This window comes from Zarconia navalis LEGE 11467 (assembly GCF_015207075.1).
GTDB classification, from domain to species: domain Bacteria; phylum Cyanobacteriota; class Cyanobacteriia; order Cyanobacteriales; family Geitlerinemataceae; genus Zarconia; species Zarconia navalis.
Window position 1 is genome coordinate 1 of the sequence record NZ_JADEXN010000112.1, and the last position, 11316, is coordinate 11316.

Below are 11316 nucleotides of genomic sequence, written 5' to 3' on the forward strand. Positions count from 1 at the left end.
GCGATCGGGGCTTACGCCCTTCTACCCTACCAAGTCTTGCTCGAAAAGCATCAAATGCATCACCGGCATCCGGCAACAGAACGAGACCCGGATTTTTGTCAGAAGCACCAGCACAACGCGATTCGGTGGTTTATTGCCTTTATGGCGACCAATATGAAGTATAAAGGGAGCTGGCTTCAGATGTTGGCGATGACGGTCTTATTTCATTCCATGTGGGCAATTTTACATTTCCCGATCGCCAACGTGCTGTTTGTCTGGAGTTTGCCGATGCTGGCAAGTACCGTGCAAATGTTTTACTTCGGCGTTTTCTTACCGCACCGCGAACCGAAAGGGGGATACACGAATCGCCATCGTTCCCGAAGCAGTCACTATTCGAGATTTTGGTCGTTTCTCACCTGCTATCACTTCGGCTACCACTGGGAACATCACGAATATCCCCACCTTCCCTGGTACAAGTTACCGTCTGCGGTGAAATAGAGCATTGGAAGGGGAGCTAAAAACAGACCCCGATCAGCTCTGCGCGCGCGTCTTTCGGAAATTCTAAATTCCGCCCTTGGGTGCTTCCGAATTCTCCCCGATCTCAAGTTCGGATAATTCGTGACAAAAAGAGCGCAATTGCTGTAGGGATTCTCCAATGCTCTCCCGATGCACCCGATGCTTGCTTGAACCGGAATTGTAAGTATTTAACCGAACTTGCATATTACCCCTGTGCTTGCAAGTCGCGAATCAAATTTGCTAAATCGTCGCTGCTGGCGTGATAGACTTCCCCGCAGAAGTGGCAGGTGGCTTCTGCTCCATTGTCTTTTTCAATCATGTCTTCCAACTCTGCCTCTCCCAACATCTTCAGAGCACCAAGCATTCGATCGGACGAACAACGGCAGTGAAAGCGCAGCATCTGGACTTCTGGCAGAATATTGAGTCCCATATCGCCCAAAAGACGATCGAAGATTTCCGGTAGGGTTTGACCCGCCTGCAAAAGAGACGTAAAACCCGACAGATTCGATACGCGAGATTCGAGGGTGGCTACGAGGTTTTCATCGCGAGCGGCTTTAGGCATCACTTGTAGTAACATTCCCCCAGCAGCCGTCACACCCTGCGGTTCCACGTATTCTCCTAAAAGTAACGCCGATGGTGTTTGTTCTGAGGTCGCCAGATAGTGGGTCACATCGTCACCAATTTCGCCGGATACGAGTTCGACAGTGCTCGAATATGGATACCCATAGCCGATATCTCGAATGACGTAGAGGAAACCGTTAGACCCAACGGCACGACTCACATCAATCTTACCGTTGGGTTTGGGGGGCAATTCAAGACTGGGATTACTCACATAGCCGCGCACCGTACCATCAAGACCGCCATCAACTAGCATCCCCCCTAAGGGCCCGTTGCCCCGAACTCGGATATTGACCCGAGACTGCGGTTGCTTCATATTCGATGCCAGAAGCAGACTCGCAGTCATTGTCCGCCCGAGAGCTGCTGTTGCGACGTAAGAGAGTTTGTGTCGCTCCCGTGCCTGCTGTGTCAGTTGGGTGGTGATGACACCGACGCAACGGATGCCTCCTTCGATTGCAGTTGCGCGGATTAACTGGTCAACCATACAAAAATTTAAGTTTCTTAACAGTTTTGGTTTTATTTATTGTGGCATCTTTGCAAGAGTAGAAGGGGACTTGGGAAGATTTTTTAGGTAGATCGCACTATTGCCGTTTGTAAATAAATTGCTATAACTGTCTAGGAAGCGATCGAGTGAGATTTCTCCCTTATCCAAAAAAGTGCCTGCCATGTCCGCCACCCGCCATTTACCAGATCGACCCTCGCTACATTCCAATGAGTTGTTCGAGAAGCAATGGCAGCTTTACCAAAAAATCCTCAGACACAACTACATGGGGCATCGCGAGTTGTACGATGTCTTGCAGGTGTTTTTAGCCGATCGCTTTTCGCAACCCTTTACTTTCCTCGATCTCGGTTGCGGTGATGCCACGTTTTCCGTTCGGGCTTTAGCGAACACTCCGATCTCGTTGTACCAAGGAATTGATTTGTCGGCTGCCGCTTTGGAAATCGCCCGTCAGAATGTTGCCGTCCTTTCGTGTCCCGCGCGCTTCATCGAGGGCAACTTCTTTACGGTGGTTCCGGAACTGATAAGCAACCGTGACGATGGCTTTGATGTCATTCTCGCCTCTTTTGCCCTACACCACCTCTCGTACGAACAAAAAGAGCAAACGATCGCCCGGCTGCACGAGCTTCTCAACCCAGATGGGGTTTTTCTGCTTGCCGATGTCGTTCGCCCGCAAGAGGAAACGCGAGAGAATTATCTCCACCGCTATTTGGGGAACGTGCGTCGAGATTGGCAGGCCGTTTCTGCCGAAGAGTATGCCTCAATTGAAGAACATTTACTTTCAAAAGATTTTCCCGAAACCGAGGCAACTTTGACGACTTTTGCCAGCCAGAATGGGTTTAGCAAAGTCGAAAATCTTTATCAAGACAAAATTGACACAACGCAACTGTTGTGCTTTTTTCGCTAAAATAACAGCGTTCGATCGATTAAGAAAAGTTAATCAGTATAGAAGGAAATTATATCATTAAAGAGTCATTCATGCATTGACATCGATCGCATTTAATGAGCGAATCGATCGCTAGACATCCATGCAGGCGATCGCTGACACTCTCTGGGGTGGATGAGACACTAATAACTGTAGAAATTTTTGTGGTGTCAGGCAATGGTAATTTTCGCTAGACTGTTTGGAGGAGTAGCAGCACAGCAGATAGCAAGAACGCGGACTCAGACCATTCAACTGTTTTCGATCTTCACCTTGGGTGCGATCGCCACGGGTCTATTCGTCTCTAGCGCACAAGCCGTACAAAAGAAACGGATTGTAACACAGCCTCAGAATGCAATCTCCTATCCTTCACAAACCTCTTTTTCCGATGGGATTTACCTTCAGGGAGAGTCCTCTCAACCGCAACAAATCGGTCGAGCGTACGCAATTTTTGAAGTGCGCCAGGAGCAGGTTGTCGGTGCGTTTTATCAGCCGTCTTCTTCCTTCGATTGTTTTTACGGCACCTCTAGCGGCGATCGACTGGCATTGAACGTCATCGATAGCTACAGCCAGCAAGCTTTTCCCTACGCGATCGCCGTAGACAACGGCAACTTCGTGGCAACGACCGATGGCATCGCAACAGAACCCCGACTCGATGGATATTATCCAGTCGCTGAAATCGATCGATCGGATCGGGAGATCCTCGCCACCTGTCAGGCCAATTTGTCGCGATAGTGTCAATCGATTTGAATTGCTTTTTAAGTGGCTTTGACTGACTTCGATCGATCGCCGCTCGATCGCGTTTGTGCCACCCAAAAACAATCGAGGATGCGCCACTCGGGTGCATCCTTATAAACTGATAAGGGTTGTTGATGTTCGGGAGAGAAAGGCGATGAGAGTTGAAGAGGTCGTTTCCCCCTTGCAACCCGCGCTAGAATTGCCACCGCTAGAAAATGGCGATCGCTTGACTCGTCTGGAATTTGAACGGCGATATCGCGCCATGCCGCAGGTAAAAAAAGCCGAACTCATCGAAGGTCTTGTCTTTATGTCATCTCCCGTCCGACATCGCAAACACGGTCAACCTCACGCCTGTATTATGGGTTGGCTGGGAACTTACTTTGCGGCGACACCGGGTATCGATATATCCGATAACGCGACGGTTCGCCTCGACTCGGATAACGAAGTTCAGCCGGATGCACTGTTGCGAATTGAGGTGGGGGGACAATCTCACATCAGCGACGACGACGATTACATCGAAGGTGCGCCGGAGTTAATCGTTGAAATTGCTGAGAGTAGTGCATCTTACGACTTGCACGAAAAATTGAAAGTCTATCGCCGCAACCAAGTGCAAGAATATTTGGTGTGGCAGGTTTACGATCGCGCCTTCGATTGGTTTCGCCTGCGCGAGGGAAAGTACGATCGCCTGCAACCGGATGAGATGGGAATCGTTCGTAGCGAAGTGTTTCCCGGTTTGTGGCTGGCGGTGACATCGCTGCTTGAAGGGGATTTGGCACGGGTTCTGGCGATGGTAACCGAAGGGGTTGCAGGTGCGGCGCACGAGGAGTTTTTGCAGTCGTTGCAATCTGCATAAGGACGATCGCGCTTTCTAGGGCATCTCCCAAACTTTCTTGGCTAATTCCGTTAGCATTTTCTGACGCTGCTCGATCGATTCGGAAGTCCATTCATCGAAGGGTTGGAGATTTGCCGTGGCACGGTTGATGGCTGTATTTTTTCCCACTTCAATTTTTTCAGAAATCGATCGCGTGAGAATATATTGAGACTTGGGATACTCTACTTTCTTCTCTTCAAATGGTTTATTCCCAATTGACTTATTAATTGACTTTTCGAGTAATGTTAAATTACCCAGTTTTTTGATATAACCTTCAATTTCGTCAGGTTTATCAAATGTTTTTTTGATAGCAGCTTTCGGTTGTTGAGGTAGAATATGTTCGATTTCAACGGATTTACTCAGATAAATGCTCAAATCTCGATCGCTTTCATAAGCATTTTCATCAAGATATTGAGTGAGTTTCGCCAAAATGTAGCGAAGCTGAGCTTTCGGGACAGAAGATTCTTCAAGGTTAGAAAACGATAGATTAAAACGTTCTGCCAGTCTTATTTTTTGAGTATTTATATGGGTGTTAACAAAATCATCAAACTCCGCTTTTGTTTTAATATTACGAATTTGAAAACACCATCGAATAAATATTTTTTCAAAAGAACTGGTTGATTCTCGCAAGAATAGAAAGATAAAGAATATATTTTCGACATGTTTGCATAGTTCCGAAAATAATTCTAAAGGCAAACGAGTTCCTGCCAGTAGTACCATAAACGGCATTCTCGCAGAACTGCTGATTTTTCGGATATTGGCAATATTCTGATTGTATTTTTCGTTGATACTCTTGCCATCAACAAAATCAACATAATACTTTGAACCCAGGAGCAAATGATTTACGAAATTAACCGGATTTTTTTGATAAACATCTTGGTTTTTTGAATTTAGAAACCAGCCATAAATATCTGACTTTAAAGAATCCGAGTTATTGTAAAATGCGATAATAAAATATCGCATAAACCTCATTGGCTTTTCTTTTGATTTAAACAACACATCAGCCATATTTTTCCAATAAAGCTTGAGGCGATCGTATTCTTTTGTTTTTGCCTTCATGAACATTAAGTTTTTAACTAAGTCAATCGCTTCAAGGTTTACGCCACGATTGTTGACTGTTGCGAAAACTCTGAGTGCATCTCCTCGAGTATCTGTTTTAACTCGGACTAATATTACGCTTTTATTTAAATAGGCATAAAATCTTTTAATTTGGGGTATAACCAAATCTTCAGATGGAAATTCATTTTTTAATAAACGTTTAAAAATATAATAAGAATTAGCGATATTTTTAGAAGATAGAGTATCTAAACTTCGCTCTGATATTTGATCTTCTTTATTTGCAATTTTTTCTAAAACACCACGACTATCCTCATATTGAAGCTTAACGCGATATCGAAAAACATCATTTCCATCTTCATCAATATCGGTCGATGCAATCTGGCTATTGAGCTTTTCGATCGACTCGCGAGATGAGATTGATGCGAGATAATCTCGGATCGCACAAAGCAAAATGTAAGCCGTTGTGATGCGCTGCTGACCGTCAATAACTTCGTACAAACCATGCTGCTCTTCGCAGACAATAATACTCCCAATGAAATAATCAGATGGTTGACCATCTTCTGAAAATTCATTATGGATATCTTCAAAAAAATCCTTAACGTGTTCGTCCTCCCAGACATATTCCCGCTGATAGCTAGGAACGATATAAAAATCGTTGAAGAGTTTACCGATACTGAGGTCTTGGGATTCGATCGTTGCCATAAGTCGTCTATTTTGGGAAGAACGAATTAGGCTAGTATACCCGACTTAGGATCGATCTCTCTATTGTAGAAAATACGGACTCCACAAAAAAAGCGGGCCGAAAAAATCGAAGGTCGTCGAAATGTAAACTTTCTCCACATTTCCATCTAGACACTCTCGATATTGCCCGCTTTCTTCACAATTGAGATCGAGCGAAAAAACACTCGATCGCCCTACAAATTACACCCGAACCGCATCAGTTTTCTGGCTAAAAAACGTCTTGCGAATCGTGTCCGCCATTTGGGACGGCAGCAAGCCTAAATCCGCCTTCGATTCGTTGGGCGAAGCATGATCCACCAACTTATCGGGAACCCCAATCCGCTTCACCGGAACCAAAACATCGTTATCCAACAACGCCTCGGCAACAGCCGAACCGAAACCGCCCATCAGGCAGCCTTCCTCTAGCGTCACCACCTTACCGATGCGCTGCGCCAAGGGCAAAATCAACTCCGTATCCAGCGGCTTGACGAAGCGGGCATTCACCACCGTGGCTTCGATGCCGTGTTCTCCGAGGATTTCCGCTACTTGCATCGCCGGGTACACCATCGTCCCGTATCCCACCAACAACACGTCGTCGCCGTTGCGCAAGATCTCCCCTTTACCAATTTCCAGGGGTTCCCAGCCTTCGTCGGCGAGGGCTGCGCCGTAACCGTTGCCGCGCGGGTAACGCATGGCGATCGGGCCGTCGGTATACTCGATGCCCGTCACCAGGGCCCGTTGCAGTTCCGCTTCGTCTTTGGGGGCCATCACCACCATATTCGGGATGCAACGCAGATAGGCAATATCGTACAGTCCCTGGTGGGTCGGGCCGTCTGCCCCGACGATTCCCGCCCGATCGAGACATAAGAACACGGGCAAGTTCTGGATGCAGACATCGTGAACGATTTGGTCGAACGCCCGCTGCAAGAAGGTCGAGTAAATTGCCGCCACCGGACGCATTCCCTCGCAAGCCAATCCCGCCGCTAGGGTAATGGCGTGTTGTTCGGCAATGCCCACATCAATATATTGTTGGGGCAATTTCGCCTGCAACTTGTCGAGTCCCGTTCCCGTTGCCATTGCCGCCGTGATGCCGATAATTTTGGGATTGTCCTCGGCTAGCTTCACCAGGGTTTGGGCAAACACCTTGGAATAGCTGGGGGGAGTGGGTTTGGTGGAGGGGTAGGCTTTCCCCGTCGCCAGGTCGAAAGGTTTCTGGGCGTGGTAGCCGACGCGATCGTTTTCGGCGATCGCATATCCCTTTCCTTTAGTGGTAGCCACGTGTACCAGAACCGGACCGGGAATTTGGTGGGCTTGGTTGAAGGTGGTAATCAGTTCTTGGATGTTGTGACCGTCTACCGGGCCGATGTAGGTAAAGCCCAATTCTTCAAAGACCGCCCCCACTTTGGGAACCGCCAGCCGCTTCATCCCTTCTTTGACCCGTTCCATTTCCGGGGTGAAGGTTTCGCCGAAGAACGGCAATTGCTTGAACTGTTCCTCTAAATTGTCTTTGAGGAACTGCACCGGATCGCTGAGGCGCATTTTGTTGAGGTAGCGGGGAATCGCCCCAACGTTGGGGGAGATGGACATTTCGTTGTCGTTGAGAACCACCATCAGGTTGGTGTTAGGCAAATGTCCGGCGTGGTTGATCGCCTCGAGAGACATTCCCCCAGTCAGGGCCCCATCGCCGATGACGGCGACGCATTTGAAGTCTTCCCCTTTGCGATCGCGCGCCAGGGCCATCCCCAACGCCGACGAGATGCTGGTGGAGGCGTGACCGGCACCAAAGTGGTCGAATTTACTTTCGCAGCGCTTGAGGTATCCTGCCACCCCATCTTTCTGGCGCAGGGTGTGGAAGCGATCGTAACGTCCGGTGAGGAGTTTGTGGGGATAGGCTTGGTGTCCCACGTCCCAGGTGACTTTATCTCGATCGAGATCCAGGGTTTGGTACAATCCCACGGTCAGTTCGACCACCCCCAATCCGGGTCCCAAGTGTCCCCCACTCGCGGCGATCGTCTGTAAGTGCTTCTCCCGAATTTGACGGGCGATCTCTTCGAGTTGGTGAATCGATAGACCTTTTAATTGATTCGGGTGTGTGATTTCACTTAGATGCATATTTTAAATACCCAGCTTTGTGATGAGTTAAGAAGTGTAGACCGAAATCGGTCGAATTTCAAAGCGGCATGGGCTAAACGTCTGAATACTGCTCGATCCAATGGTTTTGGATACTGGCAAGATTGACGCTAGCACTCTAGAAACAACGCATGAGGCTTCGATTACATCTGAATTAAGTCTTTCATTAGTGTGACTTAATTTCCCTAGATAGTACAGCTTCGCGAACAGGATAGATGTAAATTACTAATAACGCGATGTGCAACTTTTTCTGAGGCCTTGAATTGAGGAGGTTCGATCGACTCCAAATTTGGGAGAGTCGAGTGGCGAGTCTCATCCGGTGCTTGAGACCTTTAGTTATACTGAAGCCCGTTAATTGTATCGATCGGTGGTGAGGTTTGGGATGTGGAGGCAGCGACCGGCAAAAAAAAAGGCATTCTCAATAATGAATCAGTCATACAAACCGATGTAATCCTTCACACCTTTGAGTCATGGTGATTTACAATTAGCTATCTCTTCTTGCTAAATTCGTAACAATTCAGCGATACCGGAAAATTCCCTTTTTAAGGTAAGGAGACTAGACAATTTCGATGTATCTTAAGCGCGAAAAGTCTGTAAGGGGGGGTTTAGCAGTATCTTCGTCAACCAGCTCAAAGGTTTTCTTCAAAACCCGCCCCGACCCATTGGGAGTTGACCTGGATCTGACGTTAATCCTGACTTCTTACATCTAAGCTTATAACCATCGTCCGCCGCGAAACCGCCAGCGCGGAAATAGGATGCGCACAATACTTTGAGAAACCAAATAAACCCCCAACCACACACAGCTATAGTGGAAGGCAAACCATCTCAAACTCAGCGCTTCTGGGGCAATACCGGGAAGTCCGATGGTTTTGATGACTAATCCTAAAAATATAGCTTCCCAAATCCCCGCGACCAGTTGCAGCAAGCCGGGCCAATCTCGATCCCAACGAAATTTTTGCAGGGTATTGTAGATGGTATCCCAAAGTAGCCCGAGTCCGATAACGTAAAGCAAAACTAAACCGAATACCGGACTCGCACCGGGGCCAAGAATCCCTAGAGAAAAGGGTAAAGTGATGGGAAAACCGACAATCGTCAGAAGCAGAATTCGGGTTTGCCAGCGACCCATGAGGGTAGGAGTCATAAGCGATCGCGCATTGACAGGATGACTTGTAGTTAATGGTCTAAAACTCTTTCGAGTTTTAGACCCATTTTTCGATTGGGAATTCGATGAAATCGAACGTTGATTTTTCTTATTCTACACAAGTTAAGAGATTGCTTACGGCAAAAAGTCAGCTCGGGAGATTCCCAATGCTGACTCTTTGGCTGAATTGTCCTCAAAATTCAATGTTTACAACTCGAAAAGTAAAACTTCCGTATCTTGTTTTGCTGTGAGTTCGAGCTGGGTTTCATTTTCGATCGCCGCACCATCTCCGGTTCGCATCTCGATATCATTGAGGGTCATTTCTCCATTCACCACTTGCACCCAACTCTCGAAATTTTCAAATAGGGAATGCTTGAGGGTTTCTCCTGCTTTGAGAATTGTCGAATATAGACAAATATTCTGATGAATGGAAAGGGATTTATCTCGACCATCCGGCGACACGATAAGGCGAAAAGCTCCTTGTTTTTCGGCGGCGGAATATTGCCGCTGTTCGTAACTCGGTGCGAGTCCTTTCTGGGTTGGGGGAATCCAAATTTGTAAGAAGCGAACCTCGTCGGTGGGAGAATGATTGTACTCGCTGTGGGTAACACCGGTTCCAGCCGTCATCCGCTGCACTTCGCCCGATCGAATAATCGATCGATTTCCCATGCTATCTTGATGTTCGAGAGCGCCTTCAACGATGTAAGAAATAATTTCCATATCTCGGTGGGGATGAGTCCCAAAACCCGCACCGCCACGGACTCGATCGTCGTTAATCACTCGCAAGCTTCTAAATCCCATATGCTGGGGATCGTAGTAGTTGGCGAAGGAAAAGGTATGGTAGGAATTGAGCCAATCGTAGGATGCATGTCCGCGTTCTTGGGATTTGCGTAGAGTAATCATCAATATCCTCCTGACTCAGTTTTGGGTGTTGTTGGTTCGTTTTTGAGGAAAACTTCACCGTTCGCGATTTTGAGCAAGCAATAAAATTCTATTCTCGAAATTTAAAACTCATGAAAGTTGGCTGTGGCTACCATCACAAAACGGTGGGTTTTTCGTGTACTTGCATTGACAAAGTGCCTCTTTTTTGGCTTCATCAATCTCAATTTTTAGTGGTGCGAACTCCGTTCCTGAATGGGAACCGTCACAAAAAGGTTGCTTTGAAGATTCACCGCAACTGCACCAGTAATATGTTCCGGGTTCGAGGTCGATAAGGATCGGTTTTGTATCGGCAATCGTAGGCTGAGATTGAGTCATCGATCGTCTCCTTTCTTCAAATTAAATCTTTCTATCTATACTGTAATGAAAGTACCGATATTATGTAAAGTATGCACTTTAAAGTAAGATAGTACCCAAAAAGATACTATGACCGAAAAACAAAAGAATCCCGATCGCAGTACTTGTCCGGTGGAACATACATTAAAAGCAATTGGGGGACGGTGGAAAGTTTTGATTTTGCGAGAACTCTTTATCGAAGTCAAACGATTTAATCAACTCCATCGATCGCTTCGGGGAGTCACGCAAAAAATGTTGACCCAGCAATTGCGAGAAATGGAAGCTGATGGTTTGATTCATCGCGAAGTGTACCCGCAAGTTCCCCCAAAAGTCGAATATTCTCTGACACCCCTGGGTGAGAGTTTAAAACCCATTCTCAATGCCATGCATGAATGGGGCGAACATTTAGAAAAAAATTCAATTTAGGTAAGCACGAACTCGGTCTTCAACCGTTATCTCTCGCATTCACAATTCCCTAGCTAACGGCTAAATGCTGACCCAGAAAGGAAAGAATGCATCTTTATTTTCGCCCTAGTTCATGTTAGAATGGTACCAAGATTGTAAGGCAAGTCGGTGAATGTCACGCCAACCGACTAAATGGTTCCTGCCCACTTTTGTGCAATCCTCATATTCTGGCTGAACGTTAGCGATCGAGCCATCCTTATAACTTGCAACTTTCACCCGCACAGTCCCATAGGGCGTTTCCACCGTCTGTATTTCCCGTGCCAAAATCGATCGCTGCTGGCGCGATCGCCGAATGCCCAATGTCGTCGTCTCTCGAAACATCGTCGCCTCGCACGCCGCCACTCGACCGGGGTGGCAAACCACACTCAGCAAAACCCCCGGAC

12 protein-coding genes are annotated in these 11316 nt (G+C 47.2%); 5 read left to right on the plus strand and 7 right to left on the minus strand.

Features of this window, described 5'->3' with window-relative positions:
- Window positions 1–477: fatty acid desaturase (locus IQ235_RS08050; RefSeq protein WP_264320966.1), on the plus strand; the 477-nt coding region annotated here is incomplete at its 5' end.
- Between the two features lie 223 nt (window positions 478–700).
- Here IQ235_RS08050 and hslO read toward each other — a convergent pair.
- Window positions 701–1597 (minus strand): Hsp33 family molecular chaperone HslO, encoded by an 897-nt coding sequence (gene hslO / locus IQ235_RS08055; RefSeq protein WP_264320967.1) that lies wholly within the window; start codon window positions 1595–1597, stop codon window positions 701–703.
- Window positions 1598–1778: 181 nt separating this feature from the next.
- On the opposite strand from hslO, the gene IQ235_RS08060 reads away from it, so the two are divergent.
- From IQ235_RS08060 to IQ235_RS08070, 3 genes are all read left to right on the plus strand, one after another.
- Window positions 1779–2519 carry a methyltransferase gene (locus tag IQ235_RS08060; protein ID WP_264320968.1) on the plus strand — a complete coding sequence of 247 codons (741 nt, stop codon included), beginning with the start codon at window positions 1779–1781 and terminating at the stop codon, window positions 2517–2519.
- 195 nt (window positions 2520–2714) lie between these two features.
- Window positions 2715–3269 (plus strand): hypothetical protein, encoded by a 555-nt coding sequence (locus tag IQ235_RS08065; protein ID WP_264320969.1) that lies wholly within the window; start codon window positions 2715–2717, stop codon window positions 3267–3269.
- 157 nt (window positions 3270–3426) lie between these two features.
- The gene (locus tag IQ235_RS08070) at window positions 3427–4125 is read left to right on the plus strand and encodes a Uma2 family endonuclease (protein WP_264320970.1); all 699 of its coding nucleotides are present in this window, start codon (window positions 3427–3429) and stop codon (window positions 4123–4125) included.
- A 15-nt stretch (window positions 4126–4140) separates the two neighbouring features.
- Here IQ235_RS08070 and IQ235_RS08075 read toward each other — a convergent pair whose 3' ends face one another.
- The 5 genes from IQ235_RS08075 to IQ235_RS08095 all read right to left on the minus strand — a co-directional run bounded on the left by IQ235_RS08075 (window position 4141) and on the right by IQ235_RS08095 (window position 10450).
- Complete coding sequence (locus IQ235_RS08075; RefSeq protein ID WP_264320971.1) at window positions 4141–5904, minus strand: DUF262 domain-containing protein; 1764 nt, start codon at window positions 5902–5904, stop codon at window positions 4141–4143.
- A 219-nt stretch (window positions 5905–6123) separates the two neighbouring features.
- On the minus strand, window positions 6124–8034 hold the full coding sequence (gene dxs / locus IQ235_RS08080) for a 1-deoxy-D-xylulose-5-phosphate synthase (RefSeq protein WP_264320972.1): 1911 nt from the start codon (window positions 8032–8034) through the stop codon (window positions 6124–6126).
- A gap of 730 nt (window positions 8035–8764) precedes the next feature.
- Complete coding sequence (locus IQ235_RS08085) at window positions 8765–9193, minus strand: hypothetical protein (protein WP_264320973.1); 429 nt, start codon at window positions 9191–9193, stop codon at window positions 8765–8767.
- Window positions 9194–9400: 207 nt separating this feature from the next.
- Entirely contained in the window at window positions 9401–10096 is a 696-nt protein-coding gene (locus IQ235_RS08090) for a pirin family protein (protein WP_264320974.1), read from the minus strand.
- 108 nt (window positions 10097–10204) lie between these two features.
- Window positions 10205–10450, minus strand: coding sequence for a CDGSH iron-sulfur domain-containing protein (locus tag IQ235_RS08095; RefSeq protein ID WP_264320975.1), 246 nt, complete (start codon window positions 10448–10450; stop codon window positions 10205–10207).
- A gap of 108 nt (window positions 10451–10558) precedes the next feature.
- Between IQ235_RS08095 and IQ235_RS08100 the strand changes: the two genes are divergently transcribed.
- On the plus strand, window positions 10559–10894 hold the full coding sequence (locus tag IQ235_RS08100) for a winged helix-turn-helix transcriptional regulator (protein WP_264320976.1): 336 nt from the start codon (window positions 10559–10561) through the stop codon (window positions 10892–10894).
- Window positions 10895–10999: 105 nt separating this feature from the next.
- Here IQ235_RS08100 and larC2 read toward each other — a convergent pair.
- Window positions 11000–11316: nickel pincer cofactor biosynthesis protein LarC2 (gene larC2, locus IQ235_RS08105; RefSeq protein ID WP_264320977.1), on the minus strand; the 317-nt coding region annotated here is incomplete at its 5' end.

What these genes read in the sequence shown, in the direction of transcription:
- IQ235_RS08100 (WP_264320976.1), top strand. Translation starts at nt 10,559, where the DNA reads ATGACCGAAAAACAAAAGAATCCCGATCGCAGTACTTGTCCGGTGGAA.
- IQ235_RS08090 (WP_264320974.1), bottom strand. Translation starts at nt 10,096, where the DNA reads ATGATTACTCTACGCAAATCCCAAGAACGCGGACATGCATCCTACGAT.
- dxs (WP_264320972.1), bottom strand. Translation starts at nt 8,034, where the DNA reads ATGCATCTAAGTGAAATCACACACCCGAATCAATTAAAAGGTCTATCG.
- IQ235_RS08065 (WP_264320969.1), top strand. Translation starts at nt 2,715, where the DNA reads ATGGTAATTTTCGCTAGACTGTTTGGAGGAGTAGCAGCACAGCAGATA.
- IQ235_RS08095 (WP_264320975.1), bottom strand. Translation starts at nt 10,450, where the DNA reads ATGACTCAATCTCAGCCTACGATTGCCGATACAAAACCGATCCTTATC.
- hslO (WP_264320967.1), bottom strand. Translation starts at nt 1,597, where the DNA reads ATGGTTGACCAGTTAATCCGCGCAACTGCAATCGAAGGAGGCATCCGT.
- IQ235_RS08060 (WP_264320968.1), top strand. Translation starts at nt 1,779, where the DNA reads ATGTCCGCCACCCGCCATTTACCAGATCGACCCTCGCTACATTCCAAT.
- IQ235_RS08070 (WP_264320970.1), top strand. Translation starts at nt 3,427, where the DNA reads ATGAGAGTTGAAGAGGTCGTTTCCCCCTTGCAACCCGCGCTAGAATTG.
- IQ235_RS08085 (WP_264320973.1), bottom strand. Translation starts at nt 9,193, where the DNA reads ATGACTCCTACCCTCATGGGTCGCTGGCAAACCCGAATTCTGCTTCTG.
- IQ235_RS08075 (WP_264320971.1), bottom strand. Translation starts at nt 5,904, where the DNA reads ATGGCAACGATCGAATCCCAAGACCTCAGTATCGGTAAACTCTTCAAC.